This is a genomic window from Corynebacterium sp. HMSC076C10 (assembly GCF_001812455.1).
Classification (GTDB): domain Bacteria; phylum Actinomycetota; class Actinomycetes; order Mycobacteriales; family Mycobacteriaceae; genus Corynebacterium; species Corynebacterium jeikeium_D.
The window spans coordinates 69,012-95,344 of record NZ_KV809153.1; the positions used below are offsets into that span (position 1 = coordinate 69,012).

Annotated in this window: 22 protein-coding genes; 18 read left to right on the forward strand and 4 right to left on the reverse strand. The window is 60.2% G+C overall.

Going from position 1 to position 26,333, the window contains the following annotated elements; all coding sequences use genetic code 11:
- Positions 1-31 precede the first annotated feature (31 nt).
- The 10 genes from HMPREF2857_RS08000 (at position 32) to HMPREF2857_RS08045 (ending at position 11,305) form a co-directional block, all read left to right on the forward strand.
- Positions 32-1,060, forward strand: a complete 1,029-nt coding sequence (locus HMPREF2857_RS08000) for a helix-turn-helix transcriptional regulator (protein WP_049189894.1) — start codon at positions 32-34, stop codon at positions 1,058-1,060.
- Complete coding sequence (locus HMPREF2857_RS08005) at positions 1,060-2,091, forward strand: helix-turn-helix transcriptional regulator (RefSeq protein ID WP_070429704.1); 1,032 nt, start codon at positions 1,060-1,062, stop codon at positions 2,089-2,091. The genes HMPREF2857_RS08000 and HMPREF2857_RS08005 overlap by 1 nt, the downstream gene beginning before the upstream one ends.
- A gap of 74 nt (positions 2,092-2,165) precedes the next feature.
- A complete protein-coding gene (tatA, locus tag HMPREF2857_RS08010) occupies positions 2,166-2,477 on the forward strand; it encodes a Sec-independent protein translocase subunit TatA (RefSeq protein ID WP_049181044.1) in 312 nt (103 codons plus the stop codon).
- An 18-nt stretch (positions 2,478-2,495) separates the two neighbouring features.
- On the forward strand, positions 2,496-3,722 hold the full coding sequence (gene tatC, locus HMPREF2857_RS08015) for a twin-arginine translocase subunit TatC (RefSeq protein ID WP_070429703.1): 1,227 nt from the start codon (positions 2,496-2,498) through the stop codon (positions 3,720-3,722).
- 24 nt (positions 3,723-3,746) lie between these two features.
- Positions 3,747-6,533 (forward strand): DEAD/DEAH box helicase, encoded by a 2,787-nt coding sequence (locus HMPREF2857_RS08020; RefSeq protein ID WP_069359533.1) that lies wholly within the window; start codon positions 3,747-3,749, stop codon positions 6,531-6,533.
- An 89-nt stretch (positions 6,534-6,622) separates the two neighbouring features.
- Positions 6,623-7,738, forward strand: a complete 1,116-nt coding sequence (locus HMPREF2857_RS08025; RefSeq protein WP_070628542.1) for a M24 family metallopeptidase — start codon at positions 6,623-6,625, stop codon at positions 7,736-7,738.
- A 31-nt stretch (positions 7,739-7,769) separates the two neighbouring features.
- The gene (locus tag HMPREF2857_RS08030) at positions 7,770-8,534 is read left to right on the forward strand and encodes an SDR family NAD(P)-dependent oxidoreductase (protein ID WP_070560267.1); all 765 of its coding nucleotides are present in this window, start codon (positions 7,770-7,772) and stop codon (positions 8,532-8,534) included.
- Positions 8,531-9,757 carry a bifunctional cobalt-precorrin-7 (C(5))-methyltransferase/cobalt-precorrin-6B (C(15))-methyltransferase gene (locus tag HMPREF2857_RS08035; protein WP_070429699.1) on the forward strand — a complete coding sequence of 409 codons (1,227 nt, stop codon included), beginning with the start codon at positions 8,531-8,533 and terminating at the stop codon, positions 9,755-9,757. Before HMPREF2857_RS08030 ends, HMPREF2857_RS08035 begins: the two co-directional genes overlap by 4 nt.
- 46 nt (positions 9,758-9,803) lie before the next feature.
- On the forward strand, positions 9,804-10,577 hold the full coding sequence (gene cobM, locus HMPREF2857_RS08040; RefSeq protein ID WP_048734069.1) for a precorrin-4 C(11)-methyltransferase: 774 nt from the start codon (positions 9,804-9,806) through the stop codon (positions 10,575-10,577).
- A complete protein-coding gene (locus tag HMPREF2857_RS08045; RefSeq protein WP_070643509.1) occupies positions 10,565-11,305 on the forward strand; it encodes a cobalt-precorrin-6A reductase in 741 nt (246 codons plus the stop codon). The genes cobM and HMPREF2857_RS08045 overlap by 13 nt, the downstream gene beginning before the upstream one ends.
- A 3-nt stretch (positions 11,306-11,308) precedes the next feature.
- Here HMPREF2857_RS08045 and cobJ read toward each other — a convergent pair whose 3' ends face one another.
- The 3 genes from cobJ to cobG are packed head-to-tail and all read right to left on the reverse strand — an operon-like array spanning position 11,309 to position 14,760.
- Positions 11,309-12,919 carry a precorrin-3B C(17)-methyltransferase gene (gene cobJ / locus HMPREF2857_RS08050; RefSeq protein WP_048734064.1) on the reverse strand — a complete coding sequence of 537 codons (1,611 nt, stop codon included), beginning with the start codon at positions 12,917-12,919 and terminating at the stop codon, positions 11,309-11,311.
- A gap of 3 nt (positions 12,920-12,922) precedes the next feature.
- Complete coding sequence (locus tag HMPREF2857_RS08055) at positions 12,923-13,573, reverse strand: precorrin-8X methylmutase (RefSeq protein WP_048734062.1); 651 nt, start codon at positions 13,571-13,573, stop codon at positions 12,923-12,925.
- Positions 13,574-13,584: 11 nt separating this feature from the next.
- Positions 13,585-14,760: a precorrin-3B synthase gene (gene cobG, locus HMPREF2857_RS08060; protein ID WP_065419943.1), complete on the reverse strand. Its 1,176-nt coding sequence runs from the start codon at positions 14,758-14,760 to the stop codon at positions 13,585-13,587.
- Positions 14,761-15,011: 251 nt separating this feature from the next.
- Between cobG and HMPREF2857_RS08065 the strand changes: the two genes are divergently transcribed.
- The 5 genes from HMPREF2857_RS08065 to HMPREF2857_RS08085 all read left to right on the forward strand — a co-directional run bounded on the left by HMPREF2857_RS08065 (position 15,012) and on the right by HMPREF2857_RS08085 (position 23,647).
- Entirely contained in the window at positions 15,012-16,574 is a 1,563-nt protein-coding gene (locus HMPREF2857_RS08065) for a lipase family protein (RefSeq protein WP_049170527.1), read from the forward strand.
- A gap of 173 nt (positions 16,575-16,747) precedes the next feature.
- Complete coding sequence (gene cobN / locus HMPREF2857_RS08070; RefSeq protein ID WP_070643512.1) at positions 16,748-20,398, forward strand: cobaltochelatase subunit CobN; 3,651 nt, start codon at positions 16,748-16,750, stop codon at positions 20,396-20,398.
- Positions 20,399-20,474: 76 nt separating this feature from the next.
- Positions 20,475-21,095, forward strand: coding sequence for an FxsA family protein (locus HMPREF2857_RS08075; protein ID WP_048734054.1), 621 nt, complete (start codon positions 20,475-20,477; stop codon positions 21,093-21,095).
- 38 nt (positions 21,096-21,133) lie between these two features.
- Positions 21,134-22,822, forward strand: a complete 1,689-nt coding sequence (lnt, locus tag HMPREF2857_RS08080; RefSeq protein ID WP_070546148.1) for an apolipoprotein N-acyltransferase — start codon at positions 21,134-21,136, stop codon at positions 22,820-22,822.
- A gap of 12 nt (positions 22,823-22,834) precedes the next feature.
- Entirely contained in the window at positions 22,835-23,647 is an 813-nt protein-coding gene (locus tag HMPREF2857_RS08085) for a polyprenol monophosphomannose synthase (RefSeq protein WP_016422816.1), read from the forward strand.
- A gap of 322 nt (positions 23,648-23,969) precedes the next feature.
- Here the strand turns inward: HMPREF2857_RS08085 and HMPREF2857_RS08090 are convergent, their stop codons facing one another.
- On the reverse strand, positions 23,970-24,359 hold the full coding sequence (locus tag HMPREF2857_RS08090; RefSeq protein WP_005511311.1) for an RNA polymerase-binding protein RbpA: 390 nt from the start codon (positions 24,357-24,359) through the stop codon (positions 23,970-23,972).
- Between the two features lie 81 nt (positions 24,360-24,440).
- Between HMPREF2857_RS08090 and HMPREF2857_RS08095 the strand changes: the two genes are divergently transcribed.
- From HMPREF2857_RS08095 to HMPREF2857_RS08105, 3 genes are all read left to right on the forward strand, one after another.
- Positions 24,441-24,833 (forward strand): hypothetical protein, encoded by a 393-nt coding sequence (locus HMPREF2857_RS08095; protein WP_224783748.1) that lies wholly within the window; start codon positions 24,441-24,443, stop codon positions 24,831-24,833.
- Between the two features lie 17 nt (positions 24,834-24,850).
- On the forward strand, positions 24,851-25,561 hold the full coding sequence (locus HMPREF2857_RS08100) for a YceI family protein (protein ID WP_048734048.1): 711 nt from the start codon (positions 24,851-24,853) through the stop codon (positions 25,559-25,561).
- A 190-nt stretch (positions 25,562-25,751) separates the two neighbouring features.
- Positions 25,752-25,970, forward strand: coding sequence for a hypothetical protein (locus tag HMPREF2857_RS08105; protein WP_048734046.1), 219 nt, complete (start codon positions 25,752-25,754; stop codon positions 25,968-25,970).
- Positions 25,971-26,333: the final 363 nt, after the last annotated feature.

Below are 26,333 nucleotides of genomic sequence, written 5' to 3' on the forward strand. Positions count from 1 at the left end.
AAACTGCCCCAGGAAAAGGAGCCCCACAGTCGTGTCTGTCTCACCGGTATCGGAAAACCCCGGATCCGCTGCGATCAGTGAGAACCAACGTCAGGTTCAGCTGCTGTTGGCGCTTGCCGACGACACCGGGTGGGTCAGCGAGTCGTGGATCTCCAAACATGTCGAGGGTTACTCCCGTGTTTCCGAGGATTCCCGGGCTCGTTATTTACGTGCGGACACCGCGGCACTCCTGGCAGCCGGGGTCCCGGTGGAGGTTTCGTCGTCAAGCGCGGGCGATAAGGTCAAACGTCTGCGCCTGAACAGACTACGGTGGCCCCAGCACGACCCCGAGTTCACTGAAGCGGAGGCTTCGGTGGTTTTCCAGGCGGCGAATGCGGCGTTTGGTTCGGAGGAGCTGAGCTCGACGGCTGTGGCGGCGTGGCGGAAGCTCGCATCGTTTGCGCAGCGCAGCGCCATTGCGAAGCCGGATGAGTCGGTGGTGGTGGCCGATGCGGTGGATATGAGTCGAGTGGATTTCAGCACACTGCTGACTGCAATGACCTCGCCGCGCCGGACAGTGGAGATGTGGTACTCCCGCCAGTACGGCGTGGATGATGAACTGCGCATGCTGGAGCCGTGGGGTCTGATTAACCTGCGCGGGCGCTTTTATGTGTTGGGCTTTGATCCGCAGCGTGAGGCGGCGCGTATGTTCCGGCTCAGCCGTATCCGCGATGTGTCGGATACAGGGACGTCGGCGACCCAGCCAATGCCCGATGGTGACTTGCAACAGATTGCGGAAAACATGTTGCACCGCGGTGGCAAGACCTATCAGGCGGTTGTTCGTATCGCTCCGAATACCTGCGCTGATGTGGTGATGAAAGCGACCGCGTTGGGGGATGGGCGCTACGAGCTGCCAGCGGCACCTGTGAGTGAGATTGTGTCCACAGGTTTGAGTTACGCACCGGATTTGATTGTGGAATCACCTGAAGAGGCACGGTCGGAGATTATTGCTCGGTTGGAGCAGGTACTCGCTCGCCATGGCGGATCGAATGGTGCGAAGAACGCTTTGGAGGGCAACTAATGACAGTGCATGCAGCCCGGGAACTTGACGCGAATGTCAGTGTCGACGAGTTGTTGGCGGTCGTACCGTACTTTTCGCAGCACCGTTCAATGACAGAGGCCGCTACCGAGCTGGCCATACCTTTTGCCCGAATTCGGGCAATCGTGGAGCAGATTGCCGACATCGACCAGCCGGGACTCCTCGGAGTGCGGGCTTTTGAAGTTGATTACCGCAACAGCTTTGATGTCCGTATTCGCCCTCAGGCAACGGTGCTCAGCCAGCCACGCGCGCTCACAGCCGAAGAAACCGCGACCTTGCTGCTCATCCTGGAAACCATCGAGGACTCCGCAGCCACCACTTCCTCCGAAGCCGCGCAGACGGCCGCGACAAAACTACGCAGTGCTCTGGGAACAAACGTCCCCATCATTGACTCGACCGCTGCGGAAAATGGCAAGGCCTTTTCCTTTTCTGAGCAGATTTATTCCGCGCTGCATCAGCGCAAGGTGTTGAAGGTGCGCTACCGGAATGCCTCAGGGCAGATTACAGTCCGTGAGCTTGACTGTGTCAACGTTTATACAGTTGAATCCACGACGTACCTCCGCGCTGTGGACCGTGCGCAGGAAGACCGTCGCCAGAAGAGCTTCCGCGTCGACCGCCTGGAGGCCGCCGAGGTCCTCGACACTCCCGCCGGTTTCCACCGCCCCGAGCCTGTCGATATCCGTGATCCCCACGCCTTTGGTACGGAAACGGGAACGTCCGAATGGGCAAGTGTGCTTATCGACGCCGACGCCACCTGGATCGCAGACTATGAACCGGTCTTCTTTACCGAAGATGAGGGAGAAGAAGAGGATACCGAACTGGTCTCTGACCAAGGCTTAGGGCAGTCGGAATCTGTCGCTGACGTGCCGATGTCCGACTTGGCCGCAACAGTCTCCTTTGTGCTCCGCCGTTCACCGAGCGTAACGGTCGCTGAGCCCTTAAAATTGAAAAACGCCGTTGTTGCGCGAGCCCGCGAAGCTTTGGCAGAGTATGGTCGAAACGACAAGGCTTAAATCAAAGCTTTAATCGCGCACGATGTGGCAACTTGCCACTTGTATTTGTATTCATTTGAAAGGTCTCTAAGCGGATGCCGAACCTAGGTCCCTGGGAAATCATCATTATCCTGGTCGTTCTTGTCTTGCTCTTTGGTGCAAAGAAGTTGCCGGATGCCGCACGTTCGCTCGGCCGCTCCATGCGTATCTTCAAGTCCGAAGTCAAGGAAATGCGCAACGATGACGAGCAGCAGGAGCAGGCTGCAATTCAGCAGGCTCCGCAGGCCCAGCCACAGCAGCCGTACCAGCCGCAGCAGCAGTACCAGCAGCCGGCACCGCAGGCTCAGCCGCAGCAGCAGTACCAGCCGCAGCCTGGCCAGAACAACCCTGGCCAGCCGCAGCAGTAGTAGAAGGCCGGTTGAAGCGTGACTTCAGCTACATCCACATCACGTCCTCGGAAGCGCCAGCGTAAGCGCAATCCCGAGGGCGTGATGACTATTGTCGAGCACATTCAAGAGCTCCGACGTCGCCTCGTTCTCGCCCTCGCTGGTATTGCCGTTGGCACTGTTGTGGGCTTTATCTGGTATCAGACCGCCTTTACCATTGGCCAGTTCCGCATACCGTTTACCTCGGTCAATGTTGGCCCTGTGCACTTTAAGTCCCTGGGTGAGTTGCTCAAGGATCCGTACTGTCAGCTTCCACCCGAGATGCGTCTCGGCGGCGGCGAAGGTGCGGAGTGTCGTCTGCTGGCGACCAGCCCGTTTGAAATGTTCATGCTGCGTCTGAAGGTCGGTGCGCTGGCCGGTCTGGTGATGTCGTCGCCATGGTGGCTCTACCAGATTTGGGCCTACATCACTCCCGGTTTGGTTCGGAAGGAACGCCGCACCACGCGCAGAGTTGTGACTGCCGCCGCGCTGCTGTTTGTCATGGGTTCCGTCCTGGCCTACTACGTTGTCGCCATCGGTCTGGAGTTCTTGCTCCAGATTGGTGAAGAGACGCAAATTTCTGCACTCACCGGTTCGCAATACTTCGGTTTCCTCTTGGCGCTCATCGTCTGCTTTGGCGTGAGCTTTGAGGTTCCGCTTTTCCTGGTCATGTTGAACATGGCCGGTGTCGTTACCTACGAGAGCATCAAGGACAAGCGCAGCATCATCATTATGTCGCTGTTCATCTTTGCGGCCTTCATGACTCCGGGGCAGGAACCAATATCCATGGTCGCAATGGCAACGGCACTGACGTTGCTGGTGGAAATCGCAATCCAGATTTGTCGTCTCCATGACCGTCGTAAAGCAAATGAGCGACCTGATTGGTTGGACGTCGATGACGAGCAAGGCTCCGGACCGATTACGGCTTCCGGTCCGATTGGCTCCGCCGGCGGTATCGGTGACGTGGGCGGCATCGACGCCCCGACTTCAGTAAGTGTGCCGACGTCGATTCAGCCGGGCGGCATGCCGACGGCATCAGCGGCCCCGACGACCTCCCCGGTCTCTGGCCCGACGCCAGTGAACGCTCCGACGCCGACGCGGGCATCCCAGATGCGTCCTACTCGCAATTCGCGTCCGCCACGGCCACACGGCATGATTCCGGAGACTCCGATGCCGACGCAGGACTTGCGAAATCGTCCGACGAGCGACTTTGATGATGTTCTCTAGCGCGGTTTATGACACTCTAGAGGCATGACTCTTCTCGGCGATTTCGTCAGCCAACAGGATTTCGATCTTGACGACTTTCAGCTCCGCGCCTGCCAATCAATTGAGGCAGGGCGGGGCGTTGTCGTCTGTGCACCCACCGGTGCGGGCAAGACCATTGTTGGCGAATTCGCTATTTATGCAGCTCTTGAGCGCGGTGGCAAGTGCTTTTACACCACACCTATCAAGGCGTTGAGCAACCAGAAGTACCACGACCTAGTCGAGGACTACGGCGAAGACCGCGTGGGCCTGCTCACTGGAGACACTTCGATTAACGGCGACGCAGACATCGTGGTGATGACCACCGAGGTGCTGCGCAATATGATTTACGCGAACTCACCGACGCTGAAGAAACTCACGCATGTGGTGATGGACGAGATTCACTACCTCGCAGACCGCGAGCGCGGCGCTGTCTGGGAAGAGGTTATTTTGAACCTCGACCAGTCCGTGGCCGTCATCGGTTTGTCGGCGACGGTGTCCAACTCCGAGGAGTTCGGTCGCTGGCTTTCCACGGTGCGCGGGCACACGGACGTTATTGTCACGGATCTGCGCCCGGTTCCGCTGCATCAGCACATGCTGGTGGGAAACCGGCTCTATCCACTCTTCGAGGCGAAGTCGGACAAGGTCAATCAGGACCTGTTGGAGGCGTGCCGTCGTGCCGAGTTCGGCTACGGCGACGCTGGGGCCAGGGAGCGCTACCAGTACAAAAAGCACAAGGGCGGTGGACGCTCGTATAGCTGGGGCGATAAGGGGCAGCGCAAGTTCCGTCCGCCGAAGCGCGGCGATGTTATCCGCATGCTCGGCTCCATGAACATGCTGCCCGCGATTGTTTTCATCTTCTCCCGCGCGGGCTGCGAAGGCGCGCTGGCGCAGGTCGGTGCTACGCGCGCAGAGCTCACTGACCGGGATGAGCAGGAGCGCATCGCCAAGATTATCGATGACGGTGTTGCACACATTCCGAAGGAAGATCTGCAGGTTCTCGGTTTCCTGCGCTGGCGCCGCATTCTCATCCGTGGTTTTGCGGCGCACCATGCGGGCATGCTGCCTGCGTTCCGGCACATTGTGGAAGAGCTCTTTAACGAAGGCCTGGTCAAGGTTGTCTTCGCCACCGAGACGCTTGCGCTGGGCATCAACATGCCTGCCCGCACGGTCGTGCTGGAGAAGCTGGTCAAGTTCAACGGCGAAGCACATGTGGATCTCACGCCGGGGCAGTACACGCAGATGACCGGTCGCGCTGGCCGCCGCGGTATCGACACTGTCGGCAACGCAGTGGTGCAGTGGGCCCCGGCAATGGATCCGAAGGCTGTCGCAGGGCTGGCATCTACGCGCACATATCCGCTGATTTCCACCTTCGCGCCGAGCTACAACATGAGCGTCAACCTCCTGCAGACGCTCGGCTACGAAGGCTCGAAGCGCGTCATGGAGCGCTCATTCGCCCAGTTCCAGGCGGATGGCGACATTGTCGGAGTCGCCGCCGAACTGTCCAAGGCCAAGCAGGAAGCCGCGGCCCTGCGTGCGGAATTGCTCGGCAGGGGAGCCGATGCGCACGCTGAAGGGGCGGAGGCTGAGGGGTCGTCGTCAAGCGAGGAAGGCAGTTCGCGTGACGACGAGCGCCTAACCCAGATGCTTGAATACCTGGATTTGCGCGCGAAGCTGACCCAGGAGGAGAAGAACGCCAAGCGTCGCAATATTGAAGACCGCCACACAGAAACAGTGACCGCGCTGCGCAGACTCCGTCGAGGCGAGGTTATTCCGCTGCCGAAGGGTAAGAAGGTGCAGTTGGCGGTGGTGTACCGAGAGGACCATTCGAAGTCGAATCCACGTCCCGGTGTCATCAGTGTCGGCGGGTTCGTGGGGCGTGTGGAGCCGCATATCTTCCCAGCGGCGCCGCAGACGGTCGGCGCGATTAAGCTGCCTCGGGATGCGGACCGGCATCCGCGACGTGCGCTCGGAATTGTGCGCGCAGAGATTGGCCGCAAGGGGCTAAAGGGACCAAAGAGGCTGAAGCGTCGCACTGGTGGCAACTCGCCGGCGGTGAGGAAGTTGCGCCAGGAGCTGCGCGAGCATCCGCTACATGGCGATCCTGCGGTGGAGACGATGGCTCGTCACGCCGATACGCTGCGGCAGGCCGAGGCGCATGTGGCCAAGCTGCAAAAGCGCGTCGATTCCGCCTCGGATACATTGGCGCGCACATTCGACCGCATGCTGCAGTTGCTAACACAAATGGACTACGTGGAATGGCCGGAGGGCGCGGAGCCGACAATTACCGAGGAAGGCCTTCGGCTGGCGCAGATTCACAACGGCTCGGATTTGCTGGTGGCCACGTGTCTGCGCCGCGGTATTTGGGATGACCTGGACCCCGCGGAACTGGCCGGTGCGGTGTCGAGCTTGGTCTTTGAAAACCGCAAGGCCAGTCAAGGCAGTGACGAGGTGCCTACCGAGCCGCTGGCCAAGGCGCTGGGGAACACCTACCGCATCTGGGAGGAACTGTCGGAGGATGAGCGCCGTTACCGGCTGCCGGTAACGGACTTGCCGGATATGGCTTTTGCTACGGCAATTCATCAGTGGACTGCGGGTGCACCGCTGGGGTACTGCCTGCAAGCCGCCGCCGAGAGTGGCGCGGAGCTGACCCCGGGCGACTTTGTCCGCTGGTGCCGTCAGGTCATTGACCTGCTGCAGCAGATCAAGAAGACGGGCTACTCCACGGACATTCGCGACAAGTCCGCCGAGGCTATTCAGGCAATTCGCAGGGGCGTAGTGGCGCTGAACAATTAGTTGCCGGTTACGTTGGTCAGCCGAAGCCTCGTCGCCCCGAGGCCACTCAACCGGCGACGGGCACAGGCCGACGGGTACAGTTGGCAACTATGAGCAACGGTATCTTTAGTTTTGACATCTATCAGCAGCGTCTGGATCGCACCGCGGAACTACTCCGCACCCGCGATGCAGACGCTGCAGTCTTTGGAACCGGAGCTGACCTGCAGTATCTCATCGGTTCTGCGGTCACTTCGCATGAGCGTCTCACCGCGCTGGTAGTCACCGCAGCCGGCACAACCACGCTGGTATTGCCCGCTGTGGAGCGGGGGGACCTGCCGCTGTGTGCAATCGGTGACCTCAACGCCGATGTGGTGTTGTGGGAGGACGGTCAGGATCCACACCGCATTGTCGCCGACCTAGTCGGCCACGTGGGCACTCTCGCAATTGGGGCGTCGTTGACCGCTGACCACCTGATTCCCATTCAGGATCTCACCGGAGCCAAGACTGTGTTGGCCGGAGAACTGCTGAAAGAACTGTTCATGCGCAAGGACGCCGCTGAGATTGATCAGCTGCGCGAGGCCGGCGCCGCCATTGACCGCGTTCACGCTCGCGTTCCGGGCATGCTGCGTGCAGGTCGCACCGAGCGCGAGGTCGCCGACGAGATTTCGGCAGCCATCCTGGAGGAAGGCCATGTCGCCATTGACTTCGTCATTGTCGGCTCGGCTGAAAATGGTGCTAATCCGCACCACGATTTCTCCAACCGCGTCATCGAGGACGGCGACGTGGTGGTCATCGATATCGGAGGCACCTTGCCGCTCGGCTACCACTCCGATTGCACGCGCACCTATGTCGTCGGCAAGCCGGGGGAGAAGGAAACCGCAGCGTGGGCGGCCCTGCGGAAGGCTCAGGAAGCTGCTGTAGCAGCGGTTCGCCCGGGTGTGACGGCTGCAGAGATTGATGCGATTGCGCGCAATAGCCTCACCGCTGCGGGCTACGGAGAGTACTTCATTCACCGCACTGGTCATGGCATTGGCCTGTCCACCCATGAAGAGCCGTTCATTATGGCTGGCAATGAGCTTGCACTCGAGCCGGGCATGGCGTTTTCGGTGGAGCCGGGCGTGTACCTGCCGGGCGAATTCGGTATGCGGCTGGAGGACATCATCATTGTCACCGAAGACGGCGGCGAATCGGTCAATAACGGTCCGCACGATTTGATTACCGTCTAATCGAGGTTTAGAGGAAAGGTTTTTCTAGCGCATGGGACACGTACTCGTTCTTGGTGCCACCAGCGAAATCGGCGGGGAAGTTGCCGCGCGGCTGGCCAATCACAACACCTTCACGCTCGCCGCGCGCCGCACTGAGGCACTCGACGGCATTGCCGGCCGCCTCATCGACGCCGGTGCTGTCGCGGTGCATCGCATCCACTTTGATGCCGATGACATCGCCGCACACCGCCAGTTCGTTGAGAACGCCTGGCAGCACGGTCCCATCGATACGGTGATTGTCGCGTTCGGCATCCTCGGCGATCAGCAGAAGTGTGAAGACTCCGGGGAGGCTGCGGCGGCGGTCATTCACACCGACTTCACGGCTCAGGCATCGATTCTCACAGAGATTGTCGCGCGCATGGAGTCCGACATCGCCGCCGGCAAACTGCCTGTGCGCGACAAGGTCGCGGGCCGCATCATGGCCTTTTCCTCTATCGCAGGTGCCCGCGTGCGCCGCGCCAACTACGTCTACGGTTCGGCGAAGGCCGGCCTCGACGGTTTCCTCCAGGGCATGCAGGACCGCCTGCACGGCAGCCATATTCAGCTGACGATTGTCCGGCCTGGCTTCGTCATCGGCCGCATGACCGAAGGCATGAAGCCGGCACCGATGTCCTCGCGCCCCGCCGAGGTCGCGGAGGCCGCCGTCACTGCTTTCGACGGTCGGAAGCCCCACGTCTGGGTGCCGCGTAAATTGGCATTGCTCGCACGCGCCACACATCTGACTCCGCGCTGGATTTGGCGCAAGATGCCCCGATGAGCCCAAAGCTTCGCGTCGTCGGCATCGGCTGCGACGGGTACCCTGGTCTATCCGCCCGCGCTGTCGAGGCGTTGTCGTCGGCTCGCCGCATCATTGGCTCTCCCCGTCAGCTCCATTTGCTTGCCGACGTCAACCTGGACGCCGACCTCTCACCTTGGCCAGGTGGCTTCTGGAAGGACTGGCAGGCCACCCTGGCAGATATTGACCCCGCAGTCGATGTCATCCTCGCCAGTGGCGACCCCATGTTCCACGGTGTCGGCGCGTCCCTGGTTCGGGAGCTCGGCCGTGGCGCCGTGGAGGTTATTCCAGCGCCATCGTCAGCCTCATTGGCCTGCGCCTACCTCGGCTGGCCCTTGCATGACACTCCGGTGATTTCGCTGGTGACAGGGGAGCCGGGGCTACCTGGAGCCGCGCGTGTGGTACCGGTAGCGGATTCACTACGGCCCTTCCTGGTGCTGTGCCGAAACGCGGACTCAGTGAAAGAGGTCGCTACGGTTTTAGCCGACCGCCCAGACACCAAGCTCACCGCGCTGACCAATCTCGGCGGCACGGAAGCTACAGGGCTGCCGGAGTCCGTTGCCGCAGGCACGGTGGCGAACCCACCAGTTCCAGCTGGCAACCTCACGGTGCTGGCGGTGGAGCCGTCGGGAAGCGCGCGCGGCTGGCTGCGCGACGGTGACTTTGATTCGGATGGTCAGCTGACGAAGGCGCCGATTCGCCAAATGACGGTCGCTGCATTGGATCCGCGGCCGGGAGCTCTGCTGTGGGATGTCGGCGGTGGCACGGGGTCGATTGGCATTGAGTGGGCTCGGCACGGCGGACGTGCGGAAATTTTCGAGCGCGATGCTGTTCGTGCAGAGCGAATTGCTAAGAATGTGGCGGCTCTGTCTGGCAATGTGACCGTCCACCACGGCGCAGCGCCGGGGGTTTTGGCTGACTCGAATCTTCGCCCAGATGCCATTTTCATCGGCGGAGGTCTCACTGCTGACGGAATGATTGAAACCTGTTGGCAACGCCTTGCCCCGGGTGGCATCATCGTCGCAAACACCGTGACGCTGGAGTCGGAGGCTTTGCTGTGGCAGGCGCGTCGCGACTATGGCGGGGATGTCACCCGGCTTTCCGTGGAGCGCGCAGGTGCAGTCGGCAGTTTCACTGCGTGGCGCCCTGCGTTGCCGGTGGTGCAGTGGGTGGCGGAGAAGCCAGTAGCGCCTGCGCTACCATAGACGTAATATCTCTGTCTAGAAAATATTGAGGACTCTGTAACTCACAATGACTGTGTATTTCATCGGTGCAGGCCCGGGGGCAGCGGATTTGCTGACGCTGCGCGCGGACCGGCTTATTCGTTCCTGCCCAGTGTGTCTTTACGCGGGATCGATTGTCCCGCCTGAGGTGCTGGAAAACTGCCCCGAGGGCGCAGAGATTATCAATACCGCGCGTATGCCGCTGGATACCATCATCGAGACCATTCAGGCGGCACATGCGGCGGGCAAGGATGTCGCACGCCTGCAGTCCGGTGACCCGTCGGTGTGGTCGGCGCTGGCAGAGCAGGTTCGTCGTCTCAGCGAGCTCGGCATTGACTACGAAATCGTTCCGGGTGTGCCGGCATTTTCCGCGGCGGCGGCCGCTCTGGGCCACGAGCTCACGGTGCCAACCGTTGGTCAGTCAGTGGTGCTGACTCGTATCTCCGGGCGCGCTTCCAAGATGCCGGAGGGCGAAACCTTGGAGAACTTCGGTCGCACGGGCGCGACCCTGTGCATTCACTTGGCCGCCCACGATATTGACCGTGTGGTTGAGGAGCTCACCCCGCATTATGGTGAGCACGGCCCGGTGGCAGTGGTAGCTTTCGCATCCCGTCCGGAACAGGTTATTCTCCGCGGTACGCTGGCTGATATTGCGCAGCAGGTCAAGGATGCAGGTGTGACTCGTACGGCTGTCATCATTGTCGGCAAAGTGCTCACCGCCGAGGCGTTCCCGGATAGCTACCTCTACAGCGATGATCGCCCACGCGATGAATACGGACGGACCATCCCATGCGTGCACTAATACTGGGTGGAACTGCTGAAGCCCGCGCCCTGGCCAAGCGCCTAGTGGGCGAGGGCTGGTTTGTCACCTCGTCACTGGCCGGTCGCGTTTCCAACCCCAAGCTGCCCGTCGGCAATGTCCGTATCGGCGGTTTTGGCGGTCCCGCAGGACTGACTCGATGGCTAATCTCCGATGCCACTGAAGTCATCATCGATGCCACGCATCCGTATGCAGAACAGATCAGCGAATCTGCTGCTGAAGCTGCCCGAGCCACCGGTATTCCGCTCGTGGCGCTGCATCGCCCTGTGTGGGAGAAGCAGCCAGGCGACAACTGGGTTGAGGTGTCCTCTATGCAGGAGGCCGCGGACGTTGTTGCCGACCGTTTCTACAGCCCGTTTCTCACTATTGGCCGTCAGCAGCTTGCTCCATTTGCCGGTGACTCCAACGGCCGTTACCTCATTCGCTGTGTGGAACAGCCCGCGCCGCCGCTGCCGAAGAATCGGAAGATTATTCTCAGCCGTGGGCCTTACGATGTCGCAGCGGAGCGCAAGCTCATGCGGGATTACGCCGTGGACTGCGTGGTGACCAAAAACTCCGGTGGTGCTGCTACCTACGCAAAGATTGAGGCAGCCCGCGACCTAAAGAAGCCGGTCGTTATCGTGCAGCGCCCGCAGCTGCCCGGCGCGGATATCGCCACCGTCGCCACAACGGTGGATGAGGCGTACAACGCCGTCATCCGCCGGGCGTAGCGGCTAACGCAGCAACTCGCCAGTTCCGCTGGTGCCGCCCTCACCGTAGTGACGTGCGGTGTAGACCCGAGTGGTCTTGCCGGCACGATACGCCTTGGTCGACGACGAACCGATAATCACCATGGTTCGCATATCGACGACATCCGGATCGAACTCCGCCAACGTGGTCACGGTAACGTTTTCCTGCTCCGAGCCAACTGCCCGTGCCACAATCACAGGCGTTGTCGGTTCGCGGTACTCCATGGCCAATGCGCGTAGCTCTCGAATCTGCCATCTCCGCGACTTGGATGCCGGGTTGTAGACAGCAAATGCCATGTCTGCTCCGGCTACGGCACGCACTCGCTTAACGACGACCTCCCAGGGCTTCAACCTGTCGGAGAGACTGAGCATCGCAAAGTCATGGCCAAGGGGAGCGCCCACTCGACTTGCGACAGCCTGAGCCGCAGTCATGCCTGGCACGACTCGAACTGGAATGTCTCGCCACATATCGTCATCAGCGACTTCCAGCACTGCGGCCGCCATAGCGAAGACCCCCGGGTCACCGGAACTGACCACCGCAACTCGACCTCCACGCTTGGCGATATCCAGCGCCATAGTGGCTCGCTCTGCCTCTACGCGGTTGTCTGAGAGGTGGCGGCGTTGCCCGGCGCGCTCAGGAACCCGGTTGATGTAGGTGGAGTAGCCCACCAGATCCGTGGCTCGGGCCAGTTCCTCGGTGACTTCTGGGGTGGTCCAGCGCTCCGCACCCGGGCCTAGGCCGACAACGACGACTTCACCAACTGCTGGGGCAGCCGACTCAGTCGCCGTATCGGTGACTGTATCGCTCGCCGCATCATTAGCTGGCTCAGGCGCCCCAGAAACACTCCGTTCAGTTCCGTAGACAGCGGAAGGCACGACGGCTACTGCGAAGTACGGAACTTTCTCCGGGTCTGCATCGGCCAGCGGGTAGCTGGTGTGCTCATTCATGGTTGCTCGCTCGACAACGTAGGCGCGCTCGAGCATGCCTGCGGACTGCAACGCTGTACGAACCTTCTCAACGTTTTTCCCCAGCTTCATAATGACTACACAGTCTGAGGCGTCAAGAACCGCAGCGATGCGCTCGGAATCAGCGGTGGCGGGAACAACGCTGACGATTTCGGTAGCCTCGCCGAGCGGCTGACCAATCTCTGCTGCCGCCGCAGTAATGCTGGCCACTCCAGGGACAATCTCAGTGGGAAAGTCCTCGCTGAGGGCGTGATGCAGATGCTGGTACGAGCTATAGAGCATCGGGTCACCGAGCGAAAGAACTGCAACACTTCGTCCCTCGGCCAAGTGCTTGTGCAGGCGAGCAGTGGCCTCTGCATAGAAACCGGCGAGCTGCTCGCGGTAGTCGACTGGGCGCCCGGTGGTCACCGGGTATTGCAATTGCTCTTCCACGGCAGCGTCGTCACGCGCGTCAATCAGTTCGGCGGCGATTGAGCGCGCCGTGGAACGTCCGTGAGTTCCTGCATGGTAGGCGATGACATCGGCTGTGCGGATGATGTCGGCACCGCGGAGTGTAATGAGACCTGCGTCGCCGGGACCGAGTCCGACGCCGTAGAGATGACCAGGCTGAGCACTGTAGGAGCCGGACATGGTTTAGATGATCTCCTTTGCGGTCGCAATGGCATTGAGGGCAGCACAGGTGATAGCCGAGCCACCGCGACGGCCGGTGACGGTGATGTACTTCAGCTCTGGGTTTTCGGCACCGGAGTCGATAGTGGCCTGCTTTGATTCCGCGGCACCGACGAAGCCCACTGGCATGGCCAAAATGGCAGCGGGCATGGGGAAGGAGCCCTCATTAATGCGGTTGAGCAGGTGGAAGAGGGCGGTGGGAGCGTTGCCGATGGCGACAACCGCGCCCTCTAGGCGTGGCTTCCACAGCTCCACGGCGGCAGCAGTGCGCGTGGTGCCGAGTTCTTGAGCCAGCTTGGGGACGCGCTCATCACGCAGCAGGCAGATGACCTCGTTGTCAGCAGGTAAGCGCTTGCGGGTAATACCCGAGGCGATCATGTTGACATCGGTGAAGATAGGAGCGCCTTCCTCGAGAGCCTGGCGAGCTGCGCGCACAGCTCCCGTGGAAAAGACGATGTCCTTGGCCAGGTCGGTCTGACCTGCTGCGTGAATCATTCTGACAGCGACGGTTTCCTCATCGGCATCGAAGCGGGAAAGATCGCTTTCTTCGCGAATGATGGCAAACGAGTTACGGTAAATATCCGCACCGTCGGTGTTGTACTCAAAGCGCTTCATAGGCTTAAAGCCTAGTCCACAGCAGTGACTTCGTATTCTCCGTCCCCGGTGGCGAGATAGTCGAAGTAACCGCCCTTGGGCTTGCCGCAGCGACGCTCACAACCGGAGAAGTGCACGCGCCCCTCGGGCAGTCGGCCATCGGCAATTGCGTGAGAAGCATCGCCGCGGGTGTCAGCCAGAGACTTTTTGCAGCCGGGGCGTCCGGTGCAGGCGCTGACGCGCAGCCAGGTGGACTTCCGATCGAAGATCAGACCATTGGGCGCCAATACCTTGACGACCTGTTCGGCAACTTCCTCTTCCAAATCATGCAGGATCAGCGAGTACCACGGAGTGATATGCACCGGCACCTGAGTGTGCGAGATCGCTCGGGCCAGACGCGCCGGGAGGACACCAAAGCGCAGGCCAGCGGCCAGGCTAACCAGGCCATCCGGCTGGTCAATCCAACCGATCTGGCGGGACAGCCCGGCGGTGGCATCGAAGCTCTCAGCCGGAGTCGGCTCCTGGCGACGAACTCGCGCGCCCAATTCCTCGACTACGGCATCAGCAACACGCTCGGCCGCATTGGCTTCGGCGATGCGCCAGGCTGAACCACGGCTGTCATTCCACACCTTCGCTGTGGTGATGAGAGCCTCCACGACGTCGTCACGCGAGACGACAAGCCCCGAGGTCGCGCCACCAATGATGAGTTCGAACGTGTTCTCATCGTGGGCGACAACACCGAAGTCGGGGCGCTCACCGAGCACGTCACCGCGGCCATCGTCGAAAGCCATGAGTGTGCGACCTGGCAGTGTTGCCAGCGACGGCTCCGCGATGAGGGCCTTGTCGAACTCTTGAACCAGGTCGCGCACATCAGCTTTACCGCCGACGCGACCGGACAGCGGCGACTGAAGAACGTTGCGTACGCGGTCGTGGCTGGTGGAGGGAACCAGCTTCTCTTCTTCCGCGGCATCGGCGAATGCGCCGGTGTTGGTGATGCCACGGATCTGAACATTGCCGCGGGAGGTGAAGTGAATATCACCGTCGCCGAAATTCTCGGCCAAATCGGCGAGTACGGCGAAGCCCGGCGCGGGGAGAAAGCCTCCGGGGAAGCGCAGACGACCAATTGCGCCATCAGCTGCGATATGAACCTTGCGGCTGCCGGGGCAACCGTCCTGACGAGTGCGGGTTCCTTGATCAGATGCAGTCATACTCTCAAGAATACGCAAACACACACAGAGCTGAGCCCCCGAAAACAGGGGCACATTATCCAGCCCCTTTCCAGCCCAACGAAACCATCCTGAAGTGGAGTTTTCATACCCCTCCGCAAAAACATACAAATTCTTCACTGAAAATCCACCGATCTACCTTTTTAAAACCTTATTGTTTTCATAACCTAACTTCCTCTGAATTAAGGGAAGTTTTCATTGGGTTTTCAATCTGGGGTTATTCAGGAGATTTCATGCCACATCACGACGCTGAAGCACTCACGCACGAGGCACACGACACCGTCGGCACCGGCCGTGCCTCGACACAGACACGCTCTGCTTCACGACGAAACCGTCGCACAATCCGAACGGGAATCGGGGTAGCGCTAGCAGGTCTTATGACCATCGGCCTGGCTACACCTGCAAACGCACAGCCACTAAACATCCCGGGCCTATCGGATAGTGGGCTGGCGGATAAGGTGTCGTCGTCAAGCGCAAACCGCGAACTGCCTGGTTTCGGCCATGTACCGAACCCGAATATGGAGAGGCTACTCGGCATCGAGAAAGACGATGAGGAGTCTGGTAGCGAGGGCGCAGGCAGGCAGCTGACCCCGGAACAGGCTCGCGTGGCCGCAGCCTCTCCGCTGAATTCTCTGCCGCTGACCCCGTCGCGCACGGCAAATGCCGGCATGCTGGTCAGCAGTGAGGATGCCGAGATGATGGTGAACGACAAGCTGTGGAATGTGGATGCCAAGCGTATTCACTACAACTCCACGGATTCCCTCGGAAATCCCAGTGTGGACACAGCCCTTGTGGTGACGCCGAAGACGGAGTGGAAGGGCAGCGGTCCGCGTCCGGTCGTCGCAATCGCGCCGGGCACGCAGGGTGGCGCGGAAAAGTGCGACCCCTCGGTATCCTCGCAGACCGGCCTAAAGATTGAGTTCGGTCCGTTGGACATTATTGCTCCATACGAGACGATCCCGATGGTCGCGAACTTGAAGCGAGGCGCGACTGTGGTGATGATCGACCACCACCGCAATTCCCAGGGTAACCAGGACTACGTCGACAACATCGCCTCGGCACAGTCACTGTTTGATGCCGTGTCTGCCTCACACGAGCTCGGCGTGGACAAAAATGCGCCCGTGGGAATTTATGGCTACTCCCAGGGTGGCTCCGCAGCCGCTGCAGCCGCTGAGCGTGCAGGTGTCTACGCTCCAGAGCTCAACGTCGCCGCATCTGCCGCCGGCGGCCCGCCGTCCGATCTCGCAAACGTCCTCGACCAGATTGATGGCACTACGCTGACCGCCGCGATTGCACTGGCAATCAATTCTGTCCTGGATAAGGATCCGGAGCTGCGCCGAGTCCTCAAGGAAGAAATCAGCCCCGAAGGCAAAGAACTGCTGGACAACGTGGGCAACTACTGCGCGGGTGGCTTGGGTTTCCATCACTCGTTTGAAACCACTGACCAGTACACGACTAGCGGTGAGTCACTCAGCGAGATGATTAAGCGCTACGAGCCGGTACAGAAGGAACTCGCACGCCAGCGCGTCGGCAACTTCGTCCCAAATGCGCCGGTGTACCTCTACTCGGGTGAGCATGATGACATCATCCCCATCAACCAGGTTCGCAAGCTGCGCGATTCCTGGCTGAATCTCGGCTTCACCGACCTGGAGTACGTCGAAAACACGACTTCACCGGTGCTACCGAAGACGGGCATTAACCATATCGTTCCGATGCTCGCGGAACTGACTAATGCCACCGACTTCCTCTGGTCCCACTTCCCAGATCAGCCGGCGGAGCAGTCGCTGGAACTCTAGCAATAGCCCCTGCAGTAGAGTGATGGAGAAATCCACTGCCATGCCGCTGACGAGAAGCTCGGTGAAAATCCGCACGGTCGCGCCACTGTCACAGTCAGACCTCGTCATCGGTTAGAAGGCAGACTCCCGCCGACCGGGGACGCGTTGCTCCCCAGGAAGTGAATGACTACACCGTGATTCTGCTGCTGTCGACCTCGGATACCGACCTTCTGTCCGCCCGCGCGGCCGCTCAGGCCAACCCGGAGGTGTCCTACCGTTGGGCAAACCCGGCGCGTCTGCTCGACGATGATTTGCCCACGCTTGCCGACGGCGCCGATGTCGTCATCATCCGACTTCTCGGTGGCCGCCGCGCCTGGGAATCCGGCATCGACTACTTTGTGAACTCCGGTATTCCCACCGTCCTCGTCTCCGGTGAGCAGGCACCCGATGCCGAACTCACCGAGTATTCGACAGTTCCCGCAAACGTCGCCACGCAAACGCACATTTACCTGGCGGAAGGCGGCGCAAAGAACCTCGCACAGCTGCACAATTTCCTGTCGGACACACTGCTTCTGACCGGTCTTGGCTTTGAAGAGCCCACTCGCATGCCGGCCTGGGGTTTCCTGGAGCGCGACTCCAAGGTGGCCACGGAAGATTCCCGCGGCACCGTCGGCATTATTTACTACCGCGCCCAGCACCTGGCGGGAAATACGCACTACATTGAGGCGCTTGCTGACGCGGTCGAGGCTCGCGGCTACGTCGCCAAGCCTATCTTCGCCGCGTCCCTGCGCACCGCCAGCGATGAACTGCTGGCAGAGCTAGCTTCCTGCGACGCGCTCATCACCACGGTGCTCGCCGCTGGCGGCAACCGCCCGGCACTCGCGCAGGCTGGCCAGGACGATGACGGCTGGGATGTCGCCGCACTCGCAGACCTGAACATCCCCATCATCCAGGGTTTGGCCCTGACTTCGTCCAAGACGGCATGGGAGGACAACGACGAGGGCCTGTCACCGCTGGACGTCGCAACGCAGGTCGCCGTCCCCGAATTCGACGGCCGCATCATCTCGGTCGCGTTCTCGTTTAAGGAAATCGACTCCGACGAGCTCATTTCCTACGTCCCGGATCTCGAGCGCTGCGACCGCCTCGCCGGCATCGCCACCCGTTACGCCGCGCTCCGCCACATCGACAACGCTGACAAGCGCGTCGCCGTCATGCTCTCTGCGTACCCGACCAAGCACGCCCGCATCGGCAACGCCGTAGGTCTGGACACGCCGGCATCCACGTTGAAGGTGCTGCACGCGCTTGCCGACGCCGGATACAACCTCGGCGACACCACCAAAATCCCCGGATATGCCACCGCCGAGGATGGTGCCGATGAACCAGATGCGTTCATGCACGCCATCATCGAGGCCGGCGGCCAAGACCCGGACTGGCTGACCGAAGAGGTTATGGAGGCAGCCGAACTCCGCCTGCCCGCTGCCACCTACGAGAAGTTCTTCGCTACCTTGCCGGAAGAACTTCGCTCCGACATGCAGGACAAGTGGGGTGCCGCGCCGGGCACCCTGTACGTCCACCCGGATACCCAGGACATCTACATTGCGGGCCTGACCTTCGGAAATGTCGTGGTCATGGTGCAGCCACCGCGCGGTTTCGGTGACAACCCGGTGGGTATCTACCACGACCCGGATCTGCCGCCGACGCACCATTACCTGGCCTGCTACCGCTTCCTGTCGCTGTCGCAGGCGCAGGGCGGTTTCGGCGCTGATGCCGTGGTTCACATGGGCAAGCACGGCAACCTGGAGTGGCTGCCGGGCAAGACCGTCGGCCTTTCCGCTTCCTGCGGCCCGGATGCTGCCATCGGCGAGCTGCCAATGATCTACCCCTTCTTGGTCAACGACCCGGGCGAAGGCACACAGGCCAAACGCCGTGCTCACGCCACTCTGGTCGACCACCTCATTCCGCCGATGGCCCGCGCCGAATCCTACGGCGACATCACCCGTCTGGAACAGCTTCTCGACGAGCACCAGAACATCTCCGCCATGGACCCGGCCAAGCTGCCGGCCATCCGCCAGGAGATTTGGACGCTGCTGACCGCCGCGAAGATGGACCGCGACCTCGGCTGGGACGAGCGCCCGGACGAGGAGGTCTTCGATGACATGCTCATGCATGTCGACGGCTGGCTCTGCGAGATTAAGGACGTCGCCATCCGCGGTGGCCTCCACGTGCTCAGCCAGGCACCGGAAGATGAATCCCTGATCGGCACTGTGACCACCATGTTGCGCGCCCGCCAGCTGTGGGGCGGCAAGCAGACCCTGCCGGGCCTGCGCGAAGCTCTCGGCCTGGCCGAGGATGGCACCGATGAACGCCACGCTGTGGACTCTATCGATGCACTGGCTACGGCGCTGGTAACCGCCGTGGTGAAGAATCCCGACCAACCGGTGACACAGATCGCGGCTGATGTGCTCGGCTCCGAGGAATTTGCCGATATCGCGGCACCAAACGGCCTTGATCAGGTTGCCGAGCTGCTGCAGTTCACCCGCGACGAAATTCTCCCGCGCCTGGCTGCTACCGCCGAGGAGATCCCGCGCATTCTTTCCGCTCTCGATGGCGAATTCGTTCCAGCTGGCCCCTCCGGTTCACCACTGCGCGGCCTGGTCAATGTACTGCCGACTGCCCGCAACTTCTACTCGGTTGACCCCAAGGCGGTGCCGTCGCGCCTGGCTTGGGAAACCGGTGTCAACCTCGCCGATGGCCTGATTGAGCGCTACCGCGCCGACCACGGTGAGTACCCCAAGTCGGTTGGTCTGTCGGTGTGGGGCACTTCCGCCATGCGTACCTCGGGCGATGACATCGCCGAGGTGCTCGCGTTGATTGGTGTGCATCCGGTGTGGGATGACGCATCTCGCCGTATTGTCGGCCTTGAGCCGATTCCGCTGGAGGAGCTGGGCCGCCCGCGCATTGACGTGACCGTCCGTATTTCCGGCTTCTTCCGTGATGCGTTTCCGCATGTTATCGACCTTTTGGATGATGCGTTTCAGCTCGTCGTCAAGCTTGATGAATCCGATGAGGACAACTACGTGCGCGCCCATGCGAAGGCCGACCAGCAGGAGCGCCCGCGTCGCATCTTCGGTTCCAAGCCGGGCACCTATGGAGCTGGCCTGCTGCAGCTGATCGATTCCGGTTCCTGGCGCGATGACGCGGACCTGGCGAAGGTCTACACGACCTGGGGTGGCTACGCCTATGGCCGCGGCGTCGATGGGGAAGAGGCCGCTGACGACATGAAGACGGCCTACCGCCGTATTCAGGTTGCCGCGAAGAATGCCGATACCCGCGAGCATGATATCGCCGACTCCGATGACTACTTCCAGTTTCACGGCGGCATGATCGCCACGGTGCGTGCACTGACGGGTTCCGCTCCGGAGGCCTATGTGGGCGATTCCACCCGCCCGGACGCCGTGCGCACCCGCACCCTGCACGAGGAGACGCGACGTGTCTTCCGTGCCCGCGTAGTCAACCCACGCTGGATGCAGGCAATGCGTAACCACGGCTACAAGGGTGCCTTCGAAATGGCCGCAACCGTCGATTACCTCTTCGGTTACGATGCGACGGCGAAGGTCATGGATGACTGGATGTACGAAACGCTTACCGACGAGTACGTTGCGAACCCGGAAAACCGCGAGTTCTTTGAACAGTCGAATCCGTGGGCTCTGCACGATATTTCCGAGCGCCTGATGGAGGCCGCAGAGCGCGGTATGTGGGAAAACCCCGACCAGGAACGCATGGATCTGCTGCGCCAGACCTACCTGGATACAGAGGGCGACTTGGAGGAGCGCGCTGACCGGTAGGCGACCGCTAGTCGTCGTCTAACCGGCCGATAGCCGTAACCACTTGCTCATCTAGTGGCGGTTACACTGGGGAACTATGAGCAAGTGGTTCACAATTATTTACCTCATCGCCGAGATTGCGGCCTTTATCGCACTTGGTGAATGGATTGGCTATGGCTGGACCGTCCTGCTGGTTCTGGGTCTATTCATTCTGGGATTGGTTTTCGCCGCCATCGAGTTCAAGCGCATCTACCAGAAGTTGCTGCTGGATACTTCTCGTACTCTTACTGAGTACGGACAGAAGCATCCGGAGGAGGCAATCAAGCGCTCGGCAAAGGGCGCGGGACACTTTGTGGCTGACTCGGCAATCCTGTTGGTTGGCTCTTGGCTGATTGCCCTGCCGGGCGTCGTCTCCACGGTTGTTGGTTTCCTCATGGTGCTACCGCCGACTCGCTGGCTGATTCGTAAGAGCGGATCGGTGGCGCTGCTCAACGGACTCCGCAACTTCAGTGACCGCAGCATGATGGTGGTCTCTCAGTACGGCATGAACCCGGGTGCTCCAGGAACTGGCGCTGGTGCTGGCGGTTTTTCGGGTTTCCCTGGATTCTCTGGTGGTTTCCCGGGTGCGGATGGCAAGGCCTTCCCACAGGATAAAATCGTCCCACCGGCACCGGACAACGCCTGGGATGATGACCAGGACGACAGCGACAAGCGCTAACTCAAAAACTCGCAAACGTAGAGAGTTCTCTTATACAAGTGCACACTAACCGCCAAGCGCGCTCCAGCGAGCACGGGAACGTCGCTCAGAAAGACGCTTCGAAAGACATTCTGGAGAATCCGAATCGCTGGCAGGCGCGCTTTCGCGCGCTTACCCCACTAAAGCAGCGCCTCGTTCTCGCCTTCATTGCAATCCTCGCTGGTGGATTGCAGTTCTTAAGCTATGCGCCCATGAGCTGGTGGTGGACGGCCTGGATCGGCCTCGCCCTGCTCATTTTTGCCTTCTTCTGCGCAGCCGATTGGAAATCCAGCGTAGTGGTGGGCTTCAGCTGGGCAACAGCGACGGCTCTTTTCTCACTGCCGTGGATCGGCTCCTTCGTCGGCATTGGCCCCTACGTGGCGCTCTCAATTGTGCTGGGACTGCTCGCAATTCCGGCGGCGCTTGCGATGTGGCTGATTGCCCAATCCAGTTTCCCCCTCGCGCTGAAGCTCCCTGGCATGGCCGCTGCGCTCGTGGCAGGGGAGGCGCTGCTAGCCCGCTGGCCTTTCGGAGGCTTCCCCTGGCTCCGCGTTGCCTGGGGGCAGGTCGACGGCCCGCTGGCCCCAGCAGTGGCAATCGGCAGCACTGCATTGGTCACTTTCCTCGCTGCTTGCGTTGGTGCGGGTCTGGTCGCGCTCACGCTACGTTCCTATGCAACCTCCGCTGCGCTTTTGGTGGGAGCGTTATTCGTCGGCTGGGTTCTTCCTGCGTGGACCCAACCGCTGCCTGAGCCTACGGCCGCTGACAACACCCGTGTCGCGGTTATCCAGGGCAATGTTCCGCGCCTCGGTTTAGAGTTCAATGCCCAGCGCCGCGCAGTCCTGCAAAACCACGCCGATGCCACCAATGAGCTGGCCCGACGTGTCCACCAAGGTAAGGAAGAGCAGCCGGACATCGTCATCTGGCCCGAAAACTCCTCCGATGTCAGCCCGTTTACGGATGGGGAAGCGGCACGCATTATCGAAAACGCCGCGATGAATATTGGCGCTCCCATCGTGGTCGGCACCTTTACCTACACCAATGGGGTGCAAAACACCATGGTGGTCTGGGATCCGCAGACCGGCCCCGGCGACCAGCACGAGAAAATCTATCTCCAGCCCTTCGGCGAGACCATGCCATTCCGCGAACTGCTACGTCACTTTTCCGACATGGTCGCTCACGCCGGAGACATGACTCCGGGCAACGGCGATGCCGTGGTTACAACGCCAGGCACCGATGGTTTAAAGAAGGTCAATCTAGGCGTGGCCACCTGTTACGAAGTGGTCTTCGATGGTGCCTTCCGCAACGCAGTCAAACACGGCGCAACCATGCTGGCCACGCCCACAAATAACGCCACCTTCGGTTTCACCGACATGACCTACCAACAGCTGGCCATGAGCCGCATGCGAGCCATGGAGTTCCAACGCTCCACGGCCGTCGCCGCAACCAGCGGTGTGAGCGCGATTGTGGATGCGCACGGAGACGTCGTAAAGCGGAGCAAAATCTTCGAGCAGAAGGTACTCACTGAAACTCTGCCTCAGTACGCCCACCTGACTTTTGCAGCCCGCTTCGGGACGTGGATTGAAGGTCTACTGACCGCATTCGGTATTCTTTGTGTGGTTGGTGCCGTCCTGCGTCGCCGTGGCGGAGATGCCAGGGCAGGCGCAGATGAAGTTGATGGCCGGGATACTGAGCAGAACATGCACTAAGGAGAATCACGAGTGACTGCCCTAAATGAGTCGACGCTGGTTGTCATTCCCACTTTCAACGAGCGGGAAAACCTGCCGGGCGTGATTGCACGCCTGCGCGCAGCGGAGCCTCGCGTCGACATTTTGGTTGTCGATGACTCTTCACCAGACGGCACCGGTGAGCTCGCCGATGAAATCGCTGCCGCTGACAAGTCGGACAACGGCGAAGAGCACATCTACGTCCTGCACCGCGAGGGCAAGGGCGGTCTCTGGGGTGCGTACCGCGCGGGCTTCGCTTGGGGTCTCGAGCGCGACTACGAGGTTCTCTGCGAGATGGATGCCGACGGCTCCCACGCACCAGAGCAGTTCCATCTGCTGCTGGAGAAGCTCGAGGACGGTGCCGATGTCGTCATCGGTTCCCGCTACATTCCGGGCGGCAAGACCGTCAACTGGCCAATGAGCCGTCAGGTTCTCTCCCGCGGCGGCAACCTCTACATCTCGCTGGCGCTCGGCGCGGGCATCTCGGATATCACCGCTGGCTACCGTGCTTATCGACGGGAAGTTCTCGAAACCCTTGACCTCGAGAACATTGGCAAGGCTGCGTACCTGTTCCAGACCGAGCTCGCTTTTGAGGCTGTACAGGCGGGCTTCTTGGTGGAGGAGGTTCCGATCACCTTTACTGAGCGCGAGTACGGCGAGTCCAAGATGGATGGCAGCTTTGTGAAGCAGTCTCTGCTGCAGGTCACCAAGTGGGGATTCAAGCACCGCTCGCAGCAGGTAAAAAACCTGGGGTCGGAGATTGGTCGCCTGGCTGGTCACGAGTTTAAGCAGCGATTCCGCAAGTAGGGCTAGGGCAGCCCCAAAGATTGCGGCCTACCTGTGTGGAGACGGGCTGCCTGTATGACTGCGGGCTGCAAATGTGAATACGGGCTGCCTGTATGAATGGGGGCTGCAAATGTGAAACTGTCTTAGTTTATGACAGTTTCAAGCCATTTTTCAGGCCATTTTTGTCATAAACGCAGTCAGTAACTCGGCTCGGCCCGCCGCAGCCAGGAACCAACGAAAAACGGGCCCGAATAAGGAGCAAGACCTTATCCGGACCCGAATTTCAGTGTTTGATTGACGGCTACAAAGCTCTAAAGCTCACTAGCGCAAGCCAGCTCAAACCTTAAGCGTTCTTCTCTGCCTCTTCGGCTTCCTTCTGAGCCTTTAGCAGGCGAGCGGCGTTACGACGACGCTTGCGCAGCAAGTCAACGCGCTCATCCAGCAGCACGTCGAGCTCCTCAATGGAGCGACGCTCACGGAGCATGTCCCAGTGAGTCCTCGGAGGCTTCACCGGCTTGGCTTCAGTGCCTTCGCCTTCAACCAGCTCACCAATCTGGCCATTCTTGCACAGCCATTCACCTGGAATTTCCGCGTCATCCGCGAATGGGACCTCGAAGATCTCACCGGATTCAGTGCGGTAGCGGACCATCATTCGCGGCGCGAGGTCATGATCGCGATCGGTCTCATACGAAACGGCGCCCATGCGACTGCCACGAAGAACTCGATCTGCCATGTGGAACGTGCCCCCTTTGGTAGAAATACTAGACCACACATTATAACGCCTTAATCTGTATTCATGCCATAATTGACTTCTGTGTCAGATCAAAAGCCGAGCACAACTACCGCCAATTGCCAGTGGTGTGGCCGCGAAATGGAGGTCGCTATCCGCGGTCGCCGTCGCAAGTTCTGCAGCCAAGCCTGCCGGCAGCGCGCGTATGAAAAACGCACTGGCGTAGCAAAAGGCGCTTCCAGGCCGATTGCCGAGCGGATCAACTCGGATCTCACACTGAAGACCGCCACCGATGCCACGAGCAGGCCGGCGGGCGATGACGTCGTAAAGCGAATAGGGGATGGGCTCTTCGAAGTACGTTGTCTCGCCGAAGACTTGCGCACCGCGCTTGACGACGGCATGGAGACCGCCGTCCTGCAGGAGATTACGCAGGAATTGATTATGAAAACGCGTGAGGTGGAACGGTTTATCCCATAGCGGATTAAAAGGATAGGATGAGCACTATGAATTCTGGTGTCCGTAAGTCAATTATTACTTTGATAGCCGTTGCAGTTGTTGCGCTCGCAATTGTTATTGTGGGGCCAGTTTTGTATCGCGTTTTCACGCATGAAGGGGTGCGTACTGGGGATTTCGAGGCCACGGAGCTGCCTGCAGCAACGACTGATGCGAATGGCACCTGGAAGATTGTCGGTGGCGATAACTCACAGAACACCTCCGTTGGCTTTACTTTTAACGAGGTACTGCCGGGCAGCAGGCGGACGACGTCCGGTTCCACTCACGATGTCACCGGTGAGCTGAAGGTTGCTGACAACAATCTTGAGGACGCATCCGTTGTTGTTGACATGGCAACTCTGACTAGCGATATTGAACGTCGTGACATCAATGTCCGCAACAATATCTTCAGTGTTGATCAGTACCCAGAAGCTAAGTTTGAGCTTGCAGAGCCACTCGATATTTCAAGCATTCCAGATAACGGCCAGTGGGTGAATATCGAGATTCCGGGACGCCTGACCATCCGCGGCGTCACCAATGACGTCACCGTGCCAATGAAGGCCGCTCGTACCGAAAACCTGGTTTTGCTGTCGGGCACTCTGCCAATCAACCGCCTGGATTACAACGTGCGCCTGCCACAGTTTGTAGCTGCATCCATCGAGGAGAACGGCGAACTCAATCTGCGCATTGTCGCAGAGAAGCAGGACGCGTAGGAGGCGTAGGTTTCTCGGCTGGCAGACACAGCTATCTAAAGAGAATCGCAGTAGCGCTAATCCAAAGAGGCTTATAGCCAGCGAAAATACACCTCGATTCGTCACTGTGACGCAATAAAGCCATTTAGTCACACACCACAGAAGTCCTGCCAAAAACAATTTTGGCAGGCCAGTTGGGAGTCACAACGATATGAACACCTACGAAGCAATGTTGCTCGCACGAAAGGTGCGAATGGTACTACTGATTATCTTCATTGCATTCGTGGCCTACAAGGGCGTGTGGTGGCTCGTGGCTGTCGGCATACTCCTGATTGGCATGACGCTATGGCAGAACAAGCGGCTACGGGAAGAGATTGCCGTCCGCAACGCGGATGAGCTTGCAGCGGACATCAACGCCAATGAGCAATAAGCCCGACGGCATGGATCAAGCGCCAAGATAGAACACGGCAGCAGAAAAGGCGGCGGCGGAAAAAGCGGCAGCCCTGGAAATTCAGAAAACCCCAGGGCCAACCACTTTCATTATTTGTCCGATAATATACATTATGACATTTTGGCCTTAAGGTCTCGTCCTCCCCATTACCGCCGATGCGCCATTGCCGTCAGACCTAAGGAATCTTTAGTAAGATTTCTCGCATGCCTGAACTCTCAGACACATCCAGCAGCTCAGACAGACCCAATGCGTCCGACACATCAGATAGATCTGGCTCGTCCGACGACCCAGAGCCTCGCGCCAACGTTGACGGGCTCTCTGTAGCCGCAGTAAGCGCAATGA